Origin of the sequence: Robiginitalea aurantiaca, assembly GCF_030380815.1 — a bacterium.
Classification (GTDB): domain Bacteria; phylum Bacteroidota; class Bacteroidia; order Flavobacteriales; family Flavobacteriaceae; genus Robiginitalea; species Robiginitalea aurantiaca.
Map to the genome: position 1 here is coordinate 39,866 of NZ_JAUDUY010000009.1, position 21,651 is coordinate 61,516.

A 21,651-nucleotide genomic window follows, 5' to 3' on the forward strand; every position below is an offset into this window, starting at 1 on the left:
TAAAAGTTCTTTTGCGAGAGGTCGCCCTAAAAGGAGGTGACAGAATGACTGAAAAATAAGCTATGGCAAGATCTAAATTTATAGGAGTTGACAATATGTCGCTCCAGAATATTGACCAGGATTCGGAACTTATTCCCTTACTCACCCCGGAGGACGAAAAGGAGATGAATGATGAGGAGCTTCCAGAGACGCTTCCTATCCTTCCGCTTCGCAATACGGTCCTTTTTCCAGGGGTGGTCATACCCATTACGGCCGGCAGGGATAAGTCTATACACCTGATTAAGGATGCCAACAACGGGGCTAAGGTCATCGGTGTGGTTTCCCAAAAAGACGAAGCTGTCGAAAACCCGGAGATCAAGGATATCAATACTCTGGGGACGGTTGCCAGGATTTTAAGGGTGCTCCAGATGCCCGACGGCAACACCACGGTTATTATTCAGGGCAAGAAACGCTTTGAGATTGCCGAGGTCCTTACGGAAAAGCCGTATATGACAGCCACAGTTCGTGAAGCTTCCGAAACGCGTCCGGACGAGTCGGGTGCGGAGTTCACAACCATTATAGATTCGGTAAAGGAGCTGGCCCTGCAAATCATTAAGGACAACCCGAATATCCCCAGTGAAGCTGCGTTTGCGATAAAAAACATTCAGAGCAACTCTTTCCTGATCAATTTTGTGTGCTCCAACCTGAACCTGCCCGTTTCCGACAAGCAGGAATTGTTGGAACTTCCGGACCTTCAGGAGCGCGCCCTTGCAACGCTCAAACACCTCAATACAGAGTTGCAGAAACTGGAATTGCGAAATGAATTGCACTCCAAGGTCCGTTCGGATATGGACCAGCAACAGCGGGAATATTTTCTTCATCAGCAGATGAAGACCATTCAGGAAGAACTCGGCGGGTTGTCTTATGACGAAGAAATCGACGAGATGGAAGCCCGGGCCAAGGAAAAAAAATGGAGCGAAAAAGTAGCCGAGCATTTCGAGAAAGAACTCGCAAAGCTGCAGCGTATGAACCCGCAGGTTGCCGAGTATTCAATCCAGCGGAATTACCTCGACCTGATCCTGGAATTACCCTGGGGAGAATACTCAGAGGATTTATTTGATCTGAAACGGGCGGAACGCATCCTGGACCGGGATCATTATGGACTGGAAGACGTCAAGGAACGAATTATCGAGTATTTGGCCGTGCTGAAACTCCGGCAGGATATGAAGTCTCCAATTCTATGTTTATATGGCCCACCGGGAGTTGGTAAGACCTCCCTGGGGAAATCCGTCGCCGAAGCCCTGGGGCGGGAGTATGTGCGGATGTCACTTGGAGGGCTGAGGGACGAAGCCGAGATACGGGGACACAGGAAGACGTATATCGGAGCCATGCCCGGACGTATCCTACAGAACATCAAGAAAGCGGGAACCTCAAACCCGGTCTTTGTCCTGGATGAAATCGATAAATTGTCTTCGAGCTACCAGGGGGATCCTTCCTCAGCCATGCTCGAGGTACTCGATCCGGAACAAAACACCGATTTCCACGATAATTTCCTGGAGCTTGGGTACGACCTCTCCAAGGTTATGTTTATCGCCACGGCGAATAACCTGGGGAACATCCAACCCGCTCTGCTCGACCGGATGGAGATCATCAAAGTCACCGGATATACCATAGAGGAGAAAGTAGAAATTGCAAAGCGCCACCTGTTGCCCAAACAGCTGGGCGAACACGGCCTCAAATCCAAAGATCTGAAGATCGGGAAACGACAAATGGAAAAAATAGTCGAGGGTTATACCCGGGAATCGGGAGTGCGCGGGCTGGAGAAGAAGATTGCCAAAATGGTTCGGTATGCAGCTAAGAATATTGCTACCGAAACGGCCTATGACCCTAAGGTCAGTCTGGACGATGTCGAAAGCATCCTCGGACCACCGCGTATGGAGCGCGATAAATACGAGAATAACGATGTGGCCGGGGTCGTAACGGGACTCGCCTGGACCAGTGTGGGGGGAGACATTCTGTTTATTGAATCAATCCTCTCTAAAGGCAAAGGCAATCTGAACATCACGGGTAATCTCGGGCAGGTAATGAAAGAATCTGCTACCATTGCAATGGAGTACATCAAGTCCAATGCTGAGGAGCTCGGAATCGACCCTGAGGTCTTTGGGAAATACAACGTTCACATCCACGTCCCGGAAGGTGCAACTCCCAAGGACGGCCCCAGTGCGGGAGTCACCATGCTCACCTCCCTGGTCAGCCTGTTTACGCAGCGAAAGGTGAAGAAAAGCCTTGCCATGACCGGTGAAATCACCCTGAGGGGGAAAGTACTGCCCGTAGGGGGCATTAAAGAAAAAATCCTTGCCGCCAAGCGAGCGAGGATCAAGGAGATCATTCTTTGTGAGGACAACCGCAGGGATATTCTGGAGATCAAAGCGGATTACCTAAAGGGACTGACCTTCCACTATGTCACGGACATGAAGGAGGTCATTGACCTGGCGTTGACGCAACAGAAGGTCAAGAATGCCAAAAAGCTCTAGGCGGGATTCCGGAGATTTTGGAAATTACGACAGGATCGTATCCCTGAAGGAATTATGTATTTTTGAATATGCGAAAGATTTCAATAGCTATTGACGGACACTCTTCCACTGGAAAGAGTACACTGGCCCGTCAGCTTGCCGAATCCCTGGGCTATGTTTATATCGACTCTGGCGCAATGTACAGGGCAGTGGCTTTATTCGCCCTGAGAAATGACCTTATCGATGGATCGGTGAATGAGGCGGGATTAATCGAAGCCCTCAGGGATATGGACGTGAGCTTTGGGCTGAATTCACAAACAGGCCGAACCGAAATACACCTCAACGGTGAAAACGTAGAGCAGGAAATCCGGACCATCGAAGTTTCCAGCTATGTGAGTGAAGTAGCGGCCATTCCCGAGGTTCGGGAGAAACTTGTGAAACTGCAGCGCGAAATGGGCAGGCAAAAGGGCGTGGTAATGGATGGACGGGATATCGGTACCGTGGTATTGCCAGAGGCTGAACTTAAACTATTTATGACTGCTGCCCCGGAAACCCGGGCTGCACGCCGATATAAGGAACTTTTGGACAGGGGAGAGGACATCACCTATGAGGAGGTGCTTAAAAACGTTCGCCACCGGGATCACCTGGACTCGAACCGGGCAGTTTCACCTTTGAAACAGGCCGAGGATGCCATCTGCCTCGACAACAGTGATATGGGCTTAAAGGAGCAATTTGAGCGCGTACGCTCCTTCGCAAACCGGATTTTGAACGCAAAAAAATAGGCGCCCGGAAACGGGCGCCTTAATATTTATCTCCTTTTTGTTTCCCTTTTGGATCAGGAGTTTGGAATAACCAGGATTTGTCCGGGATGGATCAGGTCCGGATTGTCGAGGATGTTTCGGTTAGCTTCAAAAATCGCAGTGTATTTCATGGGGTCCCCGTAATAGTGCTTGGCAATCTTACTCAGGGATTCCCCGCTTTTTACTTCGTGACGATGGTACACTGAAGTGTCATCAACAGTGATATTTGCCAGTATATCCGATGGCTTTTCACCGCCAACTTTTTTAATCTCATCCCAGAGGATATCCTTTTCGTATTGTGTTTTCGCAGTTCCTTTGATTTTCAGGGTACCTTCTTCTACCGTGACTTTGCCATCCTTAACTCCCAATTGCTCGCCCAGGGTCAGAACGGATTGATACTTGTCTTTTACGCTCATTACAATGTATTTATTTAGGTTAACTTAAGTTCCTTTTTTCTAAGTGTTTAAAGATAAGAAATGCCTGAAGAATTCTCTGCCTCACGGCCAGGGTATTTCAGGATTTGCGACTTCGGGTTCGGGTATTTCCAAACCCTTAAAAAATGTTGGATAACCTGTTAGATTGTTGTATTTTTGCACACCTTTTTAGCAGATAGTCAAGAGAAAAGGGGTTGATATAACTGATGTAAAATAGCTTCCGGGGAATTGCCTTACTCTTGAGATACCCTGGAATACAAACAAAACTCAGCACATGGCTGAAGCACAAAAAACAGACGAGGTGGTTGAAACCGCTGAATCTACAGAGCAGGTGAAAGCGCCTGTACAACAACAAGATCCACAGGAATTCCTGGAAAACTTCGATTGGGAAAAATACGAAGAGGGAATCGAGCGGGTTGAAGACAAGAAATTAAAGGAATTTGAAGAGCTGGTGGCCAATAATTTTGTGGACACCGCGGATTCTGAGGTCGTGGAAGGTACCGTTACCCACCTGACAGACCGGGAAGCCATCATCGATATTAACGCCAAATCCGAAGGGGTAATTTCCCTGAATGAATTCCGCTACAACCCTGATCTGAAGATCGGAGATAAGGTTGAAGTGCTTATCGACATCCGCGAGGATAAAAGCGGGCAGCTCGTACTTTCCCACAGGAAAGCGCGAACAATCAAAGCCTGGGAGCGCATCAATACGGCTTACGAGAAAGAGGAAGTCGTAACGGGCTTCATCAAATGCCGTACAAAAGGGGGTATGATTGTCGATGTATTCGGAATTGAGGCATTCTTGCCCGGTTCCCAGATCGATGTGAAGCCTATCCGGGATTACGATCAGTACGTTGGAAAGACCATGGAATTCAAAGTGGTTAAGATCAACCAGGAATTCAAGAATGTCGTGGTTTCTCACAAAGCGCTTATCGAAGCGGATATAGAAGAGCAGAAAAAAGAGATCATCAGCCAACTGGAAAAAGGCCAGGTACTGGAAGGTGTTGTAAAAAACATTACTTCTTACGGGGTCTTTATCGATCTTGGAGGTGTAGATGGTCTGGTACACATTACAGACCTTTCATGGAGCCGGATCAATCACCCGAGCGAAGTTGTAGATCTGGATCAGAAACTCAATGTGGTTATTCTGGATTTCGACGACAACAAATCGCGTATCCAATTAGGTCTGAAGCAGCTTGAGAAGCACCCATGGGATGCACTCGGAGATGAGATCAAAATAGGTGATAAGGTCAAAGGAAGAGTTGTTGTTATCGCTGATTACGGTGCCTTCCTCGAAGTAGCTGAAGGTGTAGAAGGCCTGATCCACGTTTCTGAAATGTCCTGGTCTACGCACTTGCGTTCCGCTCAGGATTTTGTGAAAGTTGGAGATGAACTCGAAGCCGTAGTCCTTACCCTGGACCGTGAAGATCGCAAAATGTCTCTCGGACTGAAGCAACTTACACCGGATCCATGGACGGATATCACGACTAAATATCCTGTAGGATCTCGTCACAAAGGGATAGTTCGCAACTTCACCAATTTTGGTGTATTTGTGGAACTCGAAGAGGGGATCGATGGCCTGATTTATATTTCAGACCTCTCCTGGACGAAAAAAATCAAACACCCTTCAGAGTTTGTTGCCGTTGGTGACCAGCTGGAAGTGGAAGTGTTGGAACTCGATGTCGATGGACGTAAACTCAGTCTGGGTCATAAACAGACAACTGAGAATCCATGGGATAAATTCGAGGGTGAATTCGGAGAGGGTACTGTTCACAAAGTAGCCCTTAAGGAAATTGTGGATAAAGGAGCCATTATTGAACTCAATGATGATATCACTGCTTTTGTTCCCCAGCGCCATTTGGTGAAGGAGGATGGTAAGAAACTTGCCAAAGGAGAAGAAGCGGAATTCAAAATCATCGAATTCAATAAGGACCTGAAAAGAGTCGTGGCCAGTCATACGGCGATCTTCAAAGAAGAAGAGCAGCGTAACGTTAGGACTGCCCGCAAGAAGGCAAGTGTTTCAGAAGAGGCAAAACCCACACTGGGGGATGCGAATGAGCAGTTGCAGGCTCTTAAAGATAAGATGGAAGCCAGCAGCAAGAAAAAGAAGTAAGCTGCTTAAGTCATCAGAGATAAACCCCGGACATGTCGTCCGGGGTTTTTTTGTGGACAAATACCGCCATTCAACTCCGGCAAGCTATTTCCGGGCTGTATTTGGGAGAATTCCCTATTTTTGCAATGCGAAGCCATAGGTTCCATCCCGTATGAGTCAAAAAGTCCTTCTTTCTTCAAAAGAAATCGACATCATCCTGCACCGATTGGCCTGCCAATTATTAGAAAATCATTTAACCTTTTCGGACTCCGTGCTCATCGGACTGCAACCCAGGGGGACATTCCTCGCCCGCAGATTGCTCGATGTGCTGCACAATGAGTATAATGTAAAGCATATACCCTTCGGGCTTTTGGACATAACCTTTTACAGGGATGACTTCCGAAGGGGCGACAAAACCTTGTCAGCCAGCAGTACCCAAATCGATTTCCTGGTAGAGGGGAAGCGGGTGGTGCTTATCGATGACGTTCTCTACACGGGCCGCAGTATTCGCGCAGCTCTTACCGCCCTGCAATCCTTTGGACGACCCGGCGCAATAGAATTGCTGACCCTCATCGATCGGAGGTTTAGCAGGCATTTGCCCATTCAGCCGGATTATCGGGGCAGGCAGGTCGATGCCATAAAGGAGGAACGCGTAAAAGTGTGCTGGAAAGAAAACGACGGAGAAGACACCGTATACCTGGTTAGCCATTAATAGTATGAGTGATCTGAGCGTAAAACATTTACTGGGAATCAAATACCTTCAGAAATCGGATCTCGATCTGATCTTTGAAACTGCCGACCATTTTAAGGAAGTCCTCAGCAGGAGTATTAAGAAAGTACCCTCGCTACGCGACATCACTATTGCCAATATCTTTTTTGAAAACAGCACACGAACCCGCCTTTCTTTTGAGCTGGCAGAAAAAAGATTGTCCGCGGATGTGATCAATTTTTCAGCCGGTCAGTCCTCTGTCCGGAAAGGGGAAACCCTGATCGATACCGTAAACAATATCCTGTCTATGAAGGTGGATATGGTCGTTCTGAGGCATCCCAATGCCGGAGCTGGAATTTTCCTTTCCAACCATGTATCAGCCTCAATAGTCAATGCAGGAGACGGTGCGCACGAGCACCCAACCCAGGCTCTTTTGGATGCGTATTCCATACGGGAACGCCTCGGGGGCGTGGGCGGCCGAAAAGTTGTAATCGTCGGGGATATCCTGCATTCCCGGGTTGCGCTGTCGAATATCTTTGCCCTGCAGATGTTAGGGGCAGAAGTAAAGGTCTGTGGCCCAAAAACTCTGATGCCTAAATACGTGGAGTCCCTTGGGGTGCAGGTAGAGTATAATTTGCGAAAGGCCCTTGAATGGTGCGATGTAGCGAATATGTTGCGCATCCAGAATGAGCGCATGGACATGTCTTATTTTCCGACACTGAGGGAATACACCAAACAATACGGTATCGATCGGGTACTGCTCGATAGCCTGGATAAGGAAATCGTTATTATGCACCCCGGGCCCATTAACAGGGGAGTGGAAATTACCAGTGATGTGGCTGATTCAGACCAGTCCATCATCCTGAATCAGGTTGAAAACGGCGTAGCGATCCGCATGGCCGTGATTTATCTTTTGGCTTCCAAAATAAAATAACGACATATGATTTTTGACAAAGATGGGAATATCACCATCGTGATGCAGGAAAAGGCCTCCCTTGCGACATTCCTGAAAAATCTGAATCAGGAGTACCACAAGGTTAAAAACGACCACCTGATCCTAAACTTATTTTCATTCGGAACCCTTTCCACTTCGGATTTGCTCGAATTTATGGATCTCTCGAACCAGCATAGGGGTAGTGGTAAATCTTTTGTGCTGGTGAGCAATTCGGTTGCTCCGGACGATATCCCCGAGGAGATCAGTCTGGCACCCACCCTGCAGGAAGCACGGGACATCATTGAAATGGAGGAAATAGAAAGGGATCTCGACCTCTGACCTATGGGGAGCGGTCCGGGAATGCGTTTACAGATACTGGGGTGCTATGCGGCCACTCCCAGATTTCAGACACCGCCAAGTGGTCAGGTGCTGGAGGCAGGCAAACACCTGGTCCTTATCGATTGTGGTGAGGGTACACAAATGCAGCTCCGCAGATTCAAAGTGCGTTTCAGCCGTATTGAACATATTTTTATCTCTCATCTTCACGGAGATCATTTTTTTGGCCTTCCCGGACTTATAGCTTCCTTCAGGCTTCTCGGCAGGGAAAAACCACTGCATATCTACGGACCTAAAGGAATTCGGGAAGCGATTACCCTTCTTTTGAAACTCGGAGATTCCTGGACGAATTTTCCACTTCATTTTCACGAATTGTCCAGCCCGGATTCCGAGCTTATCTTCGAGGATGCTTCCCTTTGTGTTCACACCCTGCCCCTGGATCATCGTATCTATACCAATGGTTTCCTTTTTAAACTATCCAGGGGGGACCGAAAACTAAAGATAGATGTAGCGGAGCAATTGGGGATTGAAAAAGCGTATTACCGGAAAATAAAACAGGGATCAGATGTTCCTGATGCCCAGGGAAACCCTATTGCGAATGCCCTGCTTACGGAGCCCCCTCCACCTCCTAAAGGCTATGCTTATTGCAGTGACACGGCTTTTGATCCCGGGTTGATCCCCCAGATCAAAGGGGTGGATGTCCTGTACCACGAATCCACATTTCTGCAAAGTGAGGCTGCCCTGGCCCGCAAAACAAAGCACTCCACGGCCGAAGAAGCTGCCCGTATTGCCAGGGATGCCGGAGTCGGCCGGCTTATCCTCGGACACTATTCTACCCGCTATACCGATTTGGAATCTTTTCGGAAAGAGGCGCAGGAGCACTTCCCGGGCGTTGAGCTGGCAGAGGAGGGTGCCGTATTCCAGTGGTAGTCTCCATTGATCGAATCTATGGGTTTCTGCCTTTGTGATTCGGAAGCTTTTTGGCATTTTTGTTTGTACCTTACCCATCCTGATGTAACGTATGCACGAAGATCTTGGAAATTACCGTAAAGTCTACGACAAAGAGCAATTGCTGGAGTCCAACGTACCTGAAAATCCACTGGAACTCTTCAGGAAATGGTTCTACGAAATAGAGCACAGTGGCAGTACGGATGAGCCCAATGCCATGACGGTTGCGACCAAAGGCCTTGATGGTTTCCCCAAAAGCCGGGTGGTACTCCTAAAACGATTCACCGCTGAGGGGTTCGTATTCTATACCAATTACGAAAGCGAAAAGGGTAAGGCGATCGCGGCAGACCCAAGGCTCTGTCTCTCCTTTTTCTGGCCGCATATGGAACGACAGATTATCATAAAAGGTATAGCCGAGAAACTTGCAGAAAACCTTTCTGATGGTTATTTTGAATCACGGCCAGAGGGAAGTAAGCTTGGAGCCATCGTATCACCTCAAAGCGAAGTGATATCCTCCCGTGAGACCCTCGAGGAGGAACTGCGGTCCTTAGAAGAAAAATATCATGGCAGGGAGATTCCCAGGCCCCCCTATTGGGGAGGCTTTCTGGTCAGGCCACAGTCTATGGAATTCTGGCAGGGGCGACCGAATCGATTACACGATCGGATCCGCTATGAATTAAAGGAAGACTATAACTGGAAACGGGAGCGCCTGGCGCCCTGAGGTCAATAGAGCTGATGGAATGACAAACAACAACCCTAACCGATTGAAGAAAAATGAAAGAATTAATCTTGGTACGGCATGCCAAGTCCTCCTGGGAATACGATGTAAAAGACGCAGACCGGCCACTTGGTGAGCGCGGAATATCCGATGCACACCTTATTTCAGAAGCCATTCAAAAGGATGTAACAGGTGTACATGCCATTTTTTCAAGCCCGGCAAACCGGGCTCTTCATACCTGTATGATCCTGATGCGCCAACTCAACCTGCCCATGGATTCCCTTCAGGTGGAAAAAGAGTTATATGATTTTTCGGGAGGGGCTGTAAGTGCGCACATCAAAAATCTGGACGAATCCCTGGAGAAGGTCATGCTCTTTGGTCATAACAATGCCATGACGCATATTGCCAATAAATGGGGCAGCAAATACCTGGATAATGTACCGACCTGCGGCGTGGTGGTCCTTAATTTTCCAGTAGAATCATGGAAAGAAATTTCCTACGGCACAACCGAAAAGACGGTTTTTCCGAAACACTTGAGATAAACAATGGATAAATATCAATATGTAAACAGGGAAATCAGCTGGTTGCGATTTAACGAGCGTGTTTTGCAGGAGAGTATGGACAAAAAGGTTCCCCTGATCGAACGCCTTCGATTTCTGGGGATTTTTTCCAACAACCTGGATGAATTTTTCAAGGTGCGGTACGCCACAGTCAAACGAATTGTACAGGCAGGGAAGTCTGGGAAAAGTGTTTTGGGGGGAGAAAGGGCCAAAGACCTCTTGGATGAGATCACCAGTATTGTTATCCGGCAACAGAAGGACAGCCAGGTGATCCTCAAGCAAATTGAAGAGGAATTGCAGGAAGAGAATATATATCTGATCGATGAAACAGAAATTCAGCCACATCAGGAGCCCTTTCTGAAGACCTATTTTATACAAAATGTGGGGCCTTCCCTGATGACCATCATTCTCAATAGTGTTATTGAATTTCCCAACCTGAAGGATACCGCAGCCTATCTGGCTGTGAAAATGGTCTTGAGTGATTCCTCGGATGAACCGCAGAACAGCGGGCAGAACCAGTATGCCCTTATCGAGATTCCGAAGGAAATAGATCGTTTCATAGTGCTGCCGAAGGAGGGCAATCGGAATTATATCATCCTTTTGGATGACCTGATCCGATATTCCCTGAAAACTATTTTTAATATGTTTTCCTACGAATCCGTTTCAGCACATATGATTAAGATTACCCGGGATGCGGAACTGGATATCGACAATGATCTGAGCAAAAGTTTTATCGAAAAGATTTCCAGCAGCGTTGAAAACCGAAAAATCAGCGATCCGGTGCGTTTTGTCTACGACAGTTCCATTGAAGCGGATACCTTGAATTTCCTGAAGGAAAAGATGAATATCGAGGACACGGATAGTGTTATTCCGGGGGGAAGGTATCACAATCGAAGGGATTATATGGGCTTCCCAAGTCTCGGGAGATCAGACCTGATGTACGACCGAATAAAACCCCTTCCTGTAAAAGGCCTTACTTTGGATGGCAGTCTCTTCGATCGCATTGCCGAGAAAGACCATCTGCAATATGCGCCCTATCATACGTTTATGTATGTGATTAAATTCCTCAGGGAGGCGGCGCTGGACCCGAAAGTGCGAACCATTAAAATAACGGTGTACCGCCTCGCCAATAATTCCCAGGTTGCCGCTTCCCTGATCAACGCGGCTAAAAACGGAAAACAGGTAACGGTTCAGATTGAATTGCAGGCGCGATTTGACGAGCGCGCCAATATCGAGTATGCAGAACAGCTGCAGGAGGAAGGCATTCGCCTGATATTCGGGGTACCCGGCCTTAAGGTCCACAGCAAAATCTGTGTAATAGAACGAGAGGAGGGCGGGACCCTCAGGCGATATGGATTTATCAGCACGGGTAATTTTAATGAAAACACCGCCCGTATTTATACGGATTACACCCTGTTTACGGCCCATGAGCCCATTCTGAAGGAGCTTAATAAAGTCTTTAATTTCTTTGAGACGTCCTATAAGATCTACAAGTACAAACACCTGATCGTCTCACCTCATTACACCCGGAGTCGCTTTAAAAAACTCATCGATACGGAAATCGATAATGCACAGTCGGGGAGGGAAGCTTACATCAAAATAAAGATGAATAGCCTCACCTCTTACGATATGGTCGATCTGTTATATGAAGCCAGTAACGCCGGGGTAAAAATTCAGCTGATCATCCGTGGGATTTGCTGTCTTATTCCGGGAATCCCCGGTATGAGCGAGAATATAGAAGCCATTAGTGTCGTAGATAAATTTCTTGAGCATCCGAGGATTTTCATTTTTGGAAATGACGGTGATCCCAGGGTCTATATTTCCTCAGCGGATTGGATGACCCGTAACCTCGATTATCGCGTCGAGGTTGGTTGCCCCATTTATGATGAGGCGATTCGGAAGGAACTCATAGAGACCTTTGAGATTTCCTGGAAGGACAATGTGAAAGCCCGGGTCTTTGACGCGGAACAGACCAACGGATATCGGAAAACGGATGCGCCTGATTTTCGATCTCAGTTCGAGATGTATGACTATTATGAGCGGCATTTAATTCAGTCTGGTGAAGGTACGTAAGTATGCGGCTATTGATATCGGTTCCAATGCGATGCGCCTTCTGGTGCATAATATTGTGGAAACCCCGCAGCGGCCCGTACAATTTTTTAAAAACGCCCTGGTCCGCGTTCCCGTTCGCCTGGGAGAAGATAGTTTTGGAATTGGGACGATATCAGAGGAGAATGTCCGGCGCATCGTCAAAACCCTCAAGGCTTTTTTATTGCTGATCGAAGTGAGTGGGGTTGAGAAATACCGGGCCTGCGCCACTTCTGCGCTCAGGGAAGCCGCTAACGGACCTGAGATTACGGAACGCATATTCAAGGAAACCGGTATGGAGGTGGAGTTGATAGATGGGCAGGAAGAGGCTTCCATTATCGCCGGTACAGACCTTGCCCAACTGATACAACAGGACGCGAATTACCTCTACGTGGACGTGGGTGGGGGGAGTACGGAATTTACGGTGTTTTCAGGTGGGGAACCCGTGTTGTCAAGGTCGTTTCAGATCGGAACCGTCCGCCTGATCAAGGAATTGGTGGCAGAGGCTGAATGGAAGGAATTACGCGAATGGATTCAGGGAGCGACTGCGGGAAGGCCCAAGCTTTCAATTATAGGTTCAGGCGGGAATATCAATAAACTCCATAAAATGTCCGGACGGAAAATCGGACAGCCTTTGTCCTACATCTGGCTCAATGCGCAGTATCATTTTTTAGAAAGCATGACTTACGATGAGCGCATTTCTGAACTCGGGCTAAACCCGGATCGTGCAGATGTCATCCTTCCGGCCACACAAATATTTTTACTGACGGCCAAATGGAGTGGGGTCAAAAAAATTCATGTCCCCCAGATTGGGTTGGCAGATGGAATTATTCGGGACCTGTATTTTAGGGAGATGGGGTATTGATTGAAAAGGCAATTTCCCTTGTATGTCGGGTATTACCCATGTACGGTTTCCGATGTTCCCAGATCCTTCATGATCTCTGCCTCATAGGCCAGTAGATCTCCCCATTTTTTATCGACCTCTTCCCGGTTTCCGTATTTTCTCGCAAAGGTGAGGAACATGGTATAATGCCCTGCTTCACTAATCATTAGTTTTCTGTAGAATTCTGCAAGATCCTTGTCCTGTAGCTGTTCAGAGAGCAGGCGAAACCGCTCGCAGCTTCGGGCCTCTATCAGGGCAGCATAGAGCAGACGATGAATAAGTTGATCTGTTCGTTTTCCCCCACTGGGGAAGAACTTCAGAAGTTTAAGCACGTATTCATCTTTCCGATAGCGCCCCAGCGTTTTCCCGCGTTTGAGAATGCGGTCGTGGACCATTTTAAAATGTCCCATTTCTTCCCTGGAAAGCGCGATCATTTCCTGGATAAGGTCAGGGTATTCCGGGAAACTGACAATCAGTGAAATGGCCGTACTGGCAGCCTTTTGCTCACAGAATGCGTGATCTGTAAGGATTTCATCAATATTTTTCTCAACGATATTGACCCAACGCGGATCGGTAGGTAGCTTTAACCCGAGCATAAAAATGGTATTTCCGGCAAAGGTAAAAAGAATCCTGCGCAGTAACTAAACGGGAATTTTATATGGAAGCGGGCCCCTTTTCCCTGATCCGTGCGGACTGCAGATGGGAGCCATTGTCGATGGCCCTGCTATAAATCCAAATCAAATGTCTGACGGAGCAGATCGATAGCCGGGTTTTTCTCCTTGAGCTTCTGATATTTCTCCTCTGGCGTAAAGGCGTACTGACGGGCGGTTTCCTCATTGACGGAAACCCGGAGTTGCAGGCTGTAGTTATTAAGGGATTTTCTAAGATAGGTCATCAGGTCCAGTTGATCCCTTTCCACTTCCTTTTTCATGGTGCTGTTGGGCAGCTCGATAAGGATATAATGTCCCTCTTGTAATTTAGGGGTGTCCGTGGCCAGGCTGGAAGCCAAAATCTTTTTTCCTTTGGACTCGGTCCGCTCGATAAACGCATTCCATAATTGAATCAGTTGTTCCTCGTCCACGGGATCTTCCGGTAAGTCTTCAGGTTCCGGCTGCCGGGCTCTTTTTTGGGCCTCATATAATTTTTTAGCCCGGATGGAGGAAAGGGAAAGCCCGGAGACCTTTGCCCCTTTTTTACCTTTTTGGGAGATCTTCAGAGGAGCTTCAACTGTCGCTTCACGTTCATTACCCGCTACAGGGCTGCTTTCTGGAAGATCGGCCTGCTCAGGATTGAATTCCGCCTGTCCAGCCGCCTCAGGAGTGGTTACGTTCATGCTTTGCTCCTCATGGATGACGTCTTTCCTGTTGTGGTCCTCAACACTGTTTTCGGCAATAGCAGGTTCAGTCTGCGTCCTGATGGGGTCGGGTGGAGTGGTATTGGTCCTTGCACCTGAATCCGGGAAGGGTGGGGGAGGCACGGTTTCCCTGTGATGGAATTCTGAGGCTGGAATCAGGGGGATGTCCTGCCTATTGTCCTTTTTTTTTTCAGTGGCTCCAATGGACGCCAGTTGCATCAGGCATAATTCCACGAGGAGTCTGTGGTTACTGCTGGCTTTATAATTGAGTTCGCAGGCATTAGCCAGATCCAGGGCCGTAATGAGAAAGTCTGAATCTACGTTTTTGGCCTGTTCCAAAAATTGTTGTTTAACCGAATCACTTGTGTCCAGCAGGGAAATCGTCTGGGCATCCCGGCATACCATTAGGTCCCTGAAGTGGGAGGAGAGTCCGTTAATAAAATGATGGCCGTCAAAACCGGCGCTTAGGATCTGGTTAAAATAAAGCAGCAGCCCGGGGATATTGTGCGTCAGGATCAGCTCAGTGGCCCGGAAGTACACTTCTACATCCAGTACATTGAGGTTCTCCGCTACAGCCTTCCGGGTGAGGGTGTTGCCCGCAAAACTAACCACCCTGTCAAATATGGAGAGGGCATCCCTCATGGCACCATCGGCTTTTTGGGCGATAATATGCAAGGCCTCTTCCTCGGCTTCGATACCTTGTTCCAGAGCGATAGTTTTCAGGTAAGCTACGGCATCGGCCGTGGTAATTCGTTTAAAATCAAAGATCTGACACCGGGATAGTATGGTTGGGATGATCTTGTGTTTTTCGGTGGTGGCCAGGATAAATATGGCGTGACTGGGCGGTTCTTCCAGCGTTTTCAGAAAAGCGTTGAATGCGTTCTGGGAAAGCATGTGGACTTCATCGATAATGTAGACCTTGTATTTCCCGGTTTGTGGCGGAATCCGTACCTGATCGGTGAGGTTTCGAATATCATCCACAGAGTTGTTCGAAGCGGCATCCAGCTCAAAAATATTGAAGGCAAAGTCTTCTCCTTCGCGCTCATTTCCATCTTCATTGATCTTCTTGGCCAGAATTCGTGCACATGTCGTTTTTCCAACTCCCCTGGGGCCGCAAAACAACAGTGCCTGAGCCAGATGATTTTTTTCAATGGCATTTATCAGGGTTTCAGTAATGGTCTGCTGACCAACGACTTCCTCAAATTGCTGAGGTCTGTATTTTCGTGCTGATACGATAAAGGGTTCCATCATCTATTGCGCTGGGCTCAAAGGTTTTTGCCTTCTCACAAATATACATATCACATCCGAAATCCGGGCCGGATCGGAAGGCGGATTACCTAATTTATCAACAATTAAAGGTACCTTTGCACCACAGCAGGTCGACCTGTCGCCCCGGCTTTGTGTCGGGGAGGAAAGTCCGGACACCGTAGTGCAGCATAGCGGGTAACGCCCGTCCACCGTGAGGTGCGGACCAGTGCAACAGAAAGCAAGTACAGTTCGGCTGTAGTGAAATCGGCAAACTCTATGCGGTGCAACGCCATGTAGTTCGGCAATTGAAGGCTGCACGCCTGAGCCGACGGGTAGGCGGATCGAACCTCTGGGTAACCAGGGGTCCAGATAAATGACAGGAGTCCCGGCCTTTGGGCCAGGTAGACAGAATCCGGCTTATGACCTGCTGTTTTTTTCAGTACTTCTGAAAAAGCTAAAACTGCTGCTCCCGTATTTGCGAACTTGCTCGAATCCGGGCAGGTGACTCAAATCTCTTGCAGAACTGTGCTCCAGAACAAAAAGGCCTTCATCTTTGAGCAGGGCTCCATCCAGGCACAGGGAGGTGAGTTCACCGAGTTGTTCCTCCGAAAAATCATAGGGCGGATCTGCAAAAATCAGGTCAAAAGAATCCCTGCTCTGCCTTAAAAAGGTAAGGGTATCCCTTTTGTAGACCGTAATGGGCAATTTGAGTAATTCGCTCGTCTGTTCGATAAACTTCGCGCATCCTGGGTGAGCATCCACGGCGATAATGCGCTTAGCACCCCTGGAAGCGCATTCATAGCTCAGGTTGCCGGTTCCGGCAAACAAGTCGAGCACCGAAGTATCCGGCCAGTAAATCGCATGTCCGAGAATGTTGAAAAGAGACTCTTTCGCCCTGTCCGTGGTGGGTCTTACCGGGAGATTCTTGGGGGCCTTCAGCCGCCTTCCTTTATGGATTCCGGATATTATACGTATCACAGGGCGCTGATCAGGGTGAAGTCAATCCCGTCCCCTTCAGCCATTGTGGAGAATGATGTATCAGGCGGTATAAAAAAGGATACATTTTCCAGGTATTCTGTACAGAGTTCATAAATCCGGTCTCCCTCTGTCACCTCTCCGAGGAGGCGGAGTTTAAGTATATCCAGATCCAGTTCCAATTGCTCCAGAGCAAAGAGCAGGAAGTACATAATATCTTCAGGACTGCTGAAAATAAATGAGTTATAAAACAGAAGTTTCTTATTCGAAAAAACCGCCAGGTCCATCTGTGACTCAGCCAGATGTAAATACGCCAGGGTCCCTTGTCGGCTGCTAGGCAGTTTTAGAAGGGTCTCCAATAATACTGTCCCGCTGTGTTTGAATTCAAACTCCCCGAATTGATCAAAGAGGTAGTTATTGACATTGGTAAAGGGAACGTAGACATTGGCCGAATCCAAACCCTGAATCGGGTCATAATCCAGATGATCCGTGCCGAGAATCTTGGCGTTGTACTTCAGGTAATTGGGCAGTTGCTCCGGATCAAAAAGGGGCATTGGGACCAGGGCAAAGAGCGTATTGCGATGGATGCTGATGACCTCCGAATAGGAGTAGTCCAGAACTCCTTTTTCTTCAAAATCTGCGCGTATTACTTTGTGAAGCTCAAAAGGACTTATTTCTTTTTCAAAGCGCCGGACATGGGTAAGAACCAGGGAATTGGCGATGGTGTCGAGCACACAAAAAGAAAGTCCATTCAGGCTCACCTGAATGGACAATTTAAAATATCCGTTAGGCCGATCTTCCCGACCTTTATTGATCTCCTTTTTTGTCATAAATAGGGGGCCAGTTTCCACTGGTGCTCACCTCGGTAAGGGATCCTACTTTGATTTCACTGCCGTTTACTTCTTCTACACTAACCTGAGCATTCTCTCTGGAGAGTAAATCCTTGGGTTGGTCATGCAGCACGATGTTTTTGGCAACCTTAGCTTCGTATACAGGGGCCCTGTAACCACTTTTCTCGATGATATCCGCCTTCATGGTGAATTTCTCATTGTTGGCAGCATAGGGTACGTTCATCATACTCTTGTACCTGTCGCTGTCTTTAAAGAGGGAGTCCTTTACAGAGACAAACCCCAGGGTGTCGATAATCTTAACTTCCTTGAGCATGTCAATCTGATATACCTTATCGTATTCCATAAATGAGGAATCCCTTTGCTGCGTGATGGTATAATTTGCTGTATCGACAAAAGCCACAAGGCTTTCGAAGTTGTTAGCATACCGTCCGTTGACCGTCTTAAAAGCGTCTTGCGCATTGCGTATGTCTTTCAGGCGGTCGATAACCTCAGCAAATCGTTCTTTCTTGATTTTATCAAACTCGATGGGTCCGGTGACAGACCTGTAAATCATATACCCTAGAAAAATGCATATGATCCAAAGAACAATCTGAAATATGGATTTCATTTTAGAAAGTGTTAAGTTGACTTTTGGTTAAACACAAATCTACAATTTTTTTTTAACCGTGAAAGAGTTTCCCCTAAAATCATCCCTATCTTTGAGCGCCTATGGATTCCCTTTCGGCAACTAAGTTTCTTAGACTTTTAAAAGAAAAATTTCCACATACCCCTACCGATAAACAGGATCAGGCGCTCAGTGCAATGGCCGATTTCCTGGTCGAAGGGGATACACGGCAGATTTTTCTTCTCAAGGGATATGCAGGTACGGGAAAAACGACCCTTTTGGGTACCCTGATAAAGAACCTCTGGCATATCCGCAAAAAGGCATTGCTAATGGCACCAACAGGGAGGGCGGCAAAGGTAATGTCTGCCTATACCGGTGCTAAGGCGCATACGATCCACAGACAGATATACTTTCCTAAAAAAGACCGGTCAGGCGGCGTGCGCTTTACCCTGGCACCCAACCGTCACCGCAATACGGTATTCCTTGTGGATGAGGCCTCCATGATTCCCGATACACCGGTAGATACGGCCAAAGGAAATACCAATTCTCTCCTTGACGACCTGATTTCGTTTGTCTCCTCTGGGCATAAATGCCAATTGATCCTCATCGGCGATACGGCCCAGCTCCCGCCAGTTAAACTCTCCCTGAGCCCTGCTCTGGATGCTTCCCGCCTGGAACTGCAGTACGGGAAAGATGTAAAGGAAATAGAATTGGATGAAGTCATGCGACAGGCGGAAGGGTCAGGCATCCTGATGAATGCCACCCGTCTGAGGGAAACGATCAGGGAACTTCTTTCTGAGGCGAACTTTCGCTTTGAGTTATCGGGTTATTCGGATATTGTGCGCCTCACGGATGGCTATGAAATCCAGGACGCCCTGAACGATGCCTTCTCCAGCAGCGGGAAGGAGGAAACAGCTGTGATTGTCCGTTCAAATAAACGGGCGAATCTCTACAATCAGAATATTCGAAGCCGCCTCTTATTCCTCGAAAACGAATTGTCGGTCGGGGATTATATGATGGTGGTTAAAAACAACTATTTCTGGCTCAAAAGCAGCTCTGAAGCGGGTTTCATCGCCAACGGAGATATTCTGGAAATCCTTGAGATTTTTGCTTTTAAAGACCTCTATGGGTTTCGCTTTGCTGAGGTAAGGGTACGGATGGTTGATTATCCGGGAATGGAGCCTTTTGAAACTGTTTTACTGCTCGATACCATTGCCACAGACGGCCCTTCTCTTACGTACGAAGACTCAAACCGGTTGTACCAGGAGGTGATGAAGGATTATCAGCACGAGAAATCCGGGTATAAGAAATTCCTGGCCATTAAAAACAATTCCTTCTTTAATGCCTTACAGGTAAAATTTTCCTATGCCATAACCTGCCATAAGGCCCAGGGTGGGCAGTGGGAAACCGTCTTTGCCGAACAGCCGTATCTTTCAGGCCCCCCGGACCGGGAATACCTGCGATGGCTTTATACGGCGGTAACCAGGGCCCGTAACCGCTTGTATCTCATAGGCTTTCAGTCCGATTTTTTTCTCAATGACGAATAACTTATTTTAGTGCAAAAGCCATCGGGATGAGTGGGGAAACTATGTTGAGTGTTTTTTTGGGAATCGGCCTGGCTGCCTCAGCCGGATTTCGTGTTTTTGTACCGCTTTTCGCCCTCTCCCTGGCATCATATGCCGGTCTTTGGGAGCTCAATGAGAACTGGGAGTGGATGGGGAGCCTTACCGCAATAGTCATTACCGGTGTAGCTACCCTGGCAGAGGTTTTCGGGTATTTCATTCCCTGGATTGACAACCTATTGGATTCCCTTGCTATTCCCCTGGCTGCTCTCGCAGGTACCGCAGTTATGGTGTCCACCCTCACTGGTATGGACCCCGTAATTACTTGGACCCTGGCGATAATTGCAGGAGGAGGCACAGCCTCTGTAATCAAAGGCGCTGCGGCAGGCACACGCCTGACTTCAACGGTCAGCACGGGAGGTATTGCCAATCCGGCGGTATCAGCAGTAGAAACAGCTGCGGCCACCACCATTAGCCTTGTTTCCATTCTGGCACCGGTGCTGGCAACCCTCCTTGTGATTGTCGTTCTCGCCTTTGTGTTTCGGATATATCGCAAATTAAGACCAGAACGCCGGGGTTCCCGGTAAGAAGATAAATGTACCTTTGTTAAAATCCACCACTTAAGCGAAGCACTTTGAAAATAATTGCGATGATACCAGCCCGCTATGCGGCTACGCGTTTTCCCGGTAAACTCATGAAGGACCTTGCCGGAAAGCCTGTTATTGTGCGTACTTATGAAGCTGCCAGGGATACCGGACTTTTTGACGATATCATTGTAGTGACAGATAGCGATATTATTGCAGAGGCCGTAATCGGGGAAGGAGGGAAGGTTGTCATGAGCCGGCAGGAGCACGAGACCGGTAGTGACCGCCTGGCCGAAGCCGTGACGGATCTGGAAACAGACATTGTGGTCAATGTACAGGGAGACGAACCCTTTACAGAGCGGGAGAGCCTGGAAAAACTGATCCACGTATTCCATGAAGACCCGGAAAAGGAGATAGACCTGGCTTCCCTGATGACTGAGATCACCGAACCAGCTGAAATTATGGATCCCAATACGGTAAAGGTCATCACCGATAAAGACGGGTTTGCACTGTATTTTTCCCGTGCACCCATTCCCTATCAAAGGGCAGAAAAACCCAGGGCCACCTATTATAAACACAAAGGCGTGTATGCCTTTCGCAAACGGGCACTACTCGATTTCAGGAGATTGCCCATGTTACCCCTTGAGGCTGTTGAAAAAATCGAGGCGATACGCTTTCTGGAGTATGGGAAGAAAATCAAAATGGTTCAAACCCGGGTTTCGGGCATCGAAATCGATACCCCTGAAGACCTTGAAAGGGCAAAAGCGGCATGGAGCTGAATTTTAAGGACATAACAACCATAGGTTTTGATGCCGACGATACGCTCTGGGTCAATGAAACGTATTTCCGCCAGGCCGAGGCGGCCTTTGCGGAATTGCTGGAACCCTACGAAACCAAAAACACCATAGATCAGGAACTCTTTAAAATGGAGATGCGCAACCTGCAGTTGTACGGGTATGGAATCAAAGGTTTTATGCTCTCAATGATTGAATCCGCTCTTCAACTTTCGAACGGCAGGGTTTCGCAGGAAACGATCAGCCGGATCCTGGATCTGGGTAAAGAAATGATCGCCCACAATCTCGAATTACTGGACGGGGTTCAGGAAGTTCTCGAAGCCCTGGCTCCAAAATATCGATTGCTGGTGTTGACCAAAGGGGATTTGCTCGATCAGGAGCGCAAACTGGAAAAATCCGGCCTGATCGACTATTTTCACCATGTGGAAGTGCTCAGCGATAAAAAACCCGATAATTACAGCAGGCTGCTGGAGCATTTGGAAATCGGGGTTTCCGAATTCCTGATGGTGGGTAATTCCCTTAAGTCTGATGTGCTGCCCATACTGGAGCTCGGGGCCCGGGCCATTCACGTGCCCTTCCATACCACCTGGGCCCATGAAGAGGTGCGTCCGGAAGAGCATACAAATAATCACCTGACGATTTCGAGTTTACGAGATCTCTTGAAATATCTGAATTAGAAGCGCAA

Annotated in this window: 20 protein-coding genes, 1 other RNA gene and 1 pseudogene; 16 read left to right on the forward strand and 6 right to left on the reverse strand. The window is 48.0% G+C overall.

Annotated elements, in window-relative coordinates:
- The first annotated feature begins 62 nt into the window (after window positions 1–62).
- A complete protein-coding gene (lon, locus tag QU605_RS13270; RefSeq protein ID WP_289725807.1) occupies window positions 63–2,513 on the forward strand; it encodes an endopeptidase La in 2,451 nt (816 codons plus the stop codon).
- Between the two features lie 68 nt (window positions 2,514–2,581).
- Window positions 2,582–3,274, forward strand: coding sequence for a (d)CMP kinase (gene cmk, locus QU605_RS13275; protein WP_289725808.1), 693 nt, complete (start codon window positions 2,582–2,584; stop codon window positions 3,272–3,274).
- Window positions 3,275–3,327: 53 nt separating this feature from the next.
- On the opposite strand, the gene QU605_RS13280 is transcribed toward cmk, so the two are convergent.
- On the reverse strand, window positions 3,328–3,708 hold the full coding sequence (locus QU605_RS13280) for a LysM peptidoglycan-binding domain-containing protein (RefSeq protein WP_289725809.1): 381 nt from the start codon (window positions 3,706–3,708) through the stop codon (window positions 3,328–3,330).
- Between the two features lie 292 nt (window positions 3,709–4,000).
- On the opposite strand from QU605_RS13280, the gene rpsA reads away from it, so the two are divergent.
- The 9 genes from rpsA (at window position 4,001) to QU605_RS13325 (ending at window position 12,976) form a co-directional block, all read left to right on the forward strand.
- Window positions 4,001–5,839 carry a 30S ribosomal protein S1 gene (gene rpsA, locus QU605_RS13285; RefSeq protein ID WP_289725810.1) on the forward strand — a complete coding sequence of 613 codons (1,839 nt, stop codon included), beginning with the start codon at window positions 4,001–4,003 and terminating at the stop codon, window positions 5,837–5,839.
- Window positions 5,840–5,990: 151 nt separating this feature from the next.
- Entirely contained in the window at window positions 5,991–6,530 is a 540-nt protein-coding gene (gene pyrR, locus QU605_RS13290; RefSeq protein ID WP_289725811.1) for a bifunctional pyr operon transcriptional regulator/uracil phosphoribosyltransferase PyrR, read from the forward strand.
- A gap of 4 nt (window positions 6,531–6,534) precedes the next feature.
- On the forward strand, window positions 6,535–7,461 hold the full coding sequence (locus QU605_RS13295; RefSeq protein WP_289725812.1) for an aspartate carbamoyltransferase catalytic subunit: 927 nt from the start codon (window positions 6,535–6,537) through the stop codon (window positions 7,459–7,461).
- A gap of 6 nt (window positions 7,462–7,467) precedes the next feature.
- On the forward strand, window positions 7,468–7,800 hold the full coding sequence (locus QU605_RS13300) for a ribonuclease Z (protein ID WP_289725813.1): 333 nt from the start codon (window positions 7,468–7,470) through the stop codon (window positions 7,798–7,800).
- Between the two features lie 21 nt (window positions 7,801–7,821).
- Window positions 7,822–8,727, forward strand: a complete 906-nt coding sequence (locus QU605_RS13305) for a ribonuclease Z (protein WP_289725814.1) — start codon at window positions 7,822–7,824, stop codon at window positions 8,725–8,727.
- Between the two features lie 91 nt (window positions 8,728–8,818).
- Window positions 8,819–9,466: a pyridoxamine 5'-phosphate oxidase gene (gene pdxH, locus QU605_RS13310; RefSeq protein ID WP_289725815.1), complete on the forward strand. Its 648-nt coding sequence runs from the start codon at window positions 8,819–8,821 to the stop codon at window positions 9,464–9,466.
- A 53-nt stretch (window positions 9,467–9,519) separates the two neighbouring features.
- Complete coding sequence (locus QU605_RS13315) at window positions 9,520–10,005, forward strand: SixA phosphatase family protein (RefSeq protein WP_289725816.1); 486 nt, start codon at window positions 9,520–9,522, stop codon at window positions 10,003–10,005.
- 3 nt (window positions 10,006–10,008) lie between these two features.
- Window positions 10,009–12,096, forward strand: coding sequence for a polyphosphate kinase 1 (gene ppk1 / locus QU605_RS13320; RefSeq protein WP_289725817.1), 2,088 nt, complete (start codon window positions 10,009–10,011; stop codon window positions 12,094–12,096).
- Entirely contained in the window at window positions 12,083–12,976 is an 894-nt protein-coding gene (locus QU605_RS13325; protein ID WP_289725818.1) for a Ppx/GppA phosphatase family protein, read from the forward strand. Before ppk1 ends, QU605_RS13325 begins: the two co-directional genes overlap by 14 nt.
- A gap of 32 nt (window positions 12,977–13,008) precedes the next feature.
- Here QU605_RS13325 and QU605_RS13330 read toward each other — a convergent pair whose 3' ends face one another.
- Window positions 13,009–13,590, reverse strand: coding sequence for a MiaE family protein (locus tag QU605_RS13330; protein ID WP_289725819.1), 582 nt, complete (start codon window positions 13,588–13,590; stop codon window positions 13,009–13,011).
- A 128-nt stretch (window positions 13,591–13,718) separates the two neighbouring features.
- Complete coding sequence (locus tag QU605_RS13335) at window positions 13,719–15,596, reverse strand: DNA polymerase III subunit gamma/tau (protein ID WP_289725849.1); 1,878 nt, start codon at window positions 15,594–15,596, stop codon at window positions 13,719–13,721.
- A 123-nt stretch (window positions 15,597–15,719) separates the two neighbouring features.
- Here QU605_RS13335 and rnpB point away from each other — a divergent pair.
- Window positions 15,720–16,031, forward strand: an RNA gene (gene rnpB / locus QU605_RS13340) — RNase P RNA component class A.
- Window positions 16,032–16,052: 21 nt separating this feature from the next.
- Here rnpB and rsmD read toward each other — a convergent pair.
- From rsmD to QU605_RS13355, 3 genes and pseudogenes are all read right to left on the reverse strand, one after another.
- Window positions 16,053–16,574, reverse strand: a pseudogene (gene rsmD, locus QU605_RS13345) (16S rRNA (guanine(966)-N(2))-methyltransferase RsmD); the annotation flags it as partial.
- A complete protein-coding gene (locus QU605_RS13350; RefSeq protein WP_289725820.1) occupies window positions 16,571–17,401 on the reverse strand; it encodes a DUF3822 family protein in 831 nt (276 codons plus the stop codon). The pseudogene rsmD and the gene QU605_RS13350, both read right to left, overlap by 4 nt.
- Window positions 17,379–18,029: a hypothetical protein gene (locus QU605_RS13355; RefSeq protein ID WP_289725821.1), complete on the reverse strand. Its 651-nt coding sequence runs from the start codon at window positions 18,027–18,029 to the stop codon at window positions 17,379–17,381. The genes QU605_RS13350 and QU605_RS13355 overlap by 23 nt, the downstream gene beginning before the upstream one ends.
- Before the next feature lie 101 nt (window positions 18,030–18,130).
- Between QU605_RS13355 and QU605_RS13360 the strand changes: the two genes are divergently transcribed.
- The 4 genes from QU605_RS13360 (at window position 18,131) to QU605_RS13375 (ending at window position 21,643) form a co-directional block, all read left to right on the forward strand.
- Complete coding sequence (locus tag QU605_RS13360) at window positions 18,131–19,573, forward strand: ATP-dependent DNA helicase (protein WP_289725822.1); 1,443 nt, start codon at window positions 18,131–18,133, stop codon at window positions 19,571–19,573.
- 26 nt (window positions 19,574–19,599) lie between these two features.
- Window positions 19,600–20,175 carry a DUF4126 domain-containing protein gene (locus tag QU605_RS13365; protein ID WP_289725823.1) on the forward strand — a complete coding sequence of 192 codons (576 nt, stop codon included), beginning with the start codon at window positions 19,600–19,602 and terminating at the stop codon, window positions 20,173–20,175.
- Window positions 20,176–20,237: 62 nt separating this feature from the next.
- Entirely contained in the window at window positions 20,238–20,951 is a 714-nt protein-coding gene (gene kdsB, locus QU605_RS13370) for a 3-deoxy-manno-octulosonate cytidylyltransferase (RefSeq protein WP_289725824.1), read from the forward strand.
- Entirely contained in the window at window positions 20,942–21,643 is a 702-nt protein-coding gene (locus QU605_RS13375; RefSeq protein ID WP_289725825.1) for an HAD family hydrolase, read from the forward strand. Before kdsB ends, QU605_RS13375 begins: the two co-directional genes overlap by 10 nt.
- The last annotated feature ends 8 nt before the right edge of the window (window positions 21,644–21,651 follow it).

Excerpts from the sequence above, each read along its gene's own strand:
- lon (WP_289725807.1), top strand. The coding sequence starts at position 63 with ATGGCAAGATCTAAATTTATAGGAGTTGACAATATGTCGCTCCAGAAT.
- cmk (WP_289725808.1), top strand. The coding sequence starts at position 2,582 with ATGCGAAAGATTTCAATAGCTATTGACGGACACTCTTCCACTGGAAAG.
- QU605_RS13280 (WP_289725809.1), bottom strand. The coding sequence starts at position 3,708 with ATGAGCGTAAAAGACAAGTATCAATCCGTTCTGACCCTGGGCGAGCAA.
- rpsA (WP_289725810.1), top strand. The coding sequence starts at position 4,001 with ATGGCTGAAGCACAAAAAACAGACGAGGTGGTTGAAACCGCTGAATCT.
- pyrR (WP_289725811.1), top strand. The coding sequence starts at position 5,991 with ATGAGTCAAAAAGTCCTTCTTTCTTCAAAAGAAATCGACATCATCCTG.
- QU605_RS13295 (WP_289725812.1), top strand. The coding sequence starts at position 6,535 with ATGAGTGATCTGAGCGTAAAACATTTACTGGGAATCAAATACCTTCAG.
- QU605_RS13300 (WP_289725813.1), top strand. The coding sequence starts at position 7,468 with ATGATTTTTGACAAAGATGGGAATATCACCATCGTGATGCAGGAAAAG.
- QU605_RS13305 (WP_289725814.1), top strand. The coding sequence starts at position 7,822 with ATGCGTTTACAGATACTGGGGTGCTATGCGGCCACTCCCAGATTTCAG.
- pdxH (WP_289725815.1), top strand. The coding sequence starts at position 8,819 with ATGCACGAAGATCTTGGAAATTACCGTAAAGTCTACGACAAAGAGCAA.
- QU605_RS13315 (WP_289725816.1), top strand. The coding sequence starts at position 9,520 with ATGAAAGAATTAATCTTGGTACGGCATGCCAAGTCCTCCTGGGAATAC.
- ppk1 (WP_289725817.1), top strand. The coding sequence starts at position 10,009 with ATGGATAAATATCAATATGTAAACAGGGAAATCAGCTGGTTGCGATTT.
- QU605_RS13330 (WP_289725819.1), bottom strand. The coding sequence starts at position 13,590 with ATGCTCGGGTTAAAGCTACCTACCGATCCGCGTTGGGTCAATATCGTT.
- QU605_RS13335 (WP_289725849.1), bottom strand. The coding sequence starts at position 15,596 with ATGGAACCCTTTATCGTATCAGCACGAAAATACAGACCTCAGCAATTT.
- QU605_RS13350 (WP_289725820.1), bottom strand. The coding sequence starts at position 17,401 with ATGACAAAAAAGGAGATCAATAAAGGTCGGGAAGATCGGCCTAACGGA.
- QU605_RS13355 (WP_289725821.1), bottom strand. The coding sequence starts at position 18,029 with ATGAAATCCATATTTCAGATTGTTCTTTGGATCATATGCATTTTTCTA.
- QU605_RS13360 (WP_289725822.1), top strand. The coding sequence starts at position 18,131 with ATGGATTCCCTTTCGGCAACTAAGTTTCTTAGACTTTTAAAAGAAAAA.
- QU605_RS13365 (WP_289725823.1), top strand. The coding sequence starts at position 19,600 with ATGAGTGGGGAAACTATGTTGAGTGTTTTTTTGGGAATCGGCCTGGCT.
- kdsB (WP_289725824.1), top strand. The coding sequence starts at position 20,238 with ATGATACCAGCCCGCTATGCGGCTACGCGTTTTCCCGGTAAACTCATG.
- QU605_RS13375 (WP_289725825.1), top strand. The coding sequence starts at position 20,942 with ATGGAGCTGAATTTTAAGGACATAACAACCATAGGTTTTGATGCCGAC.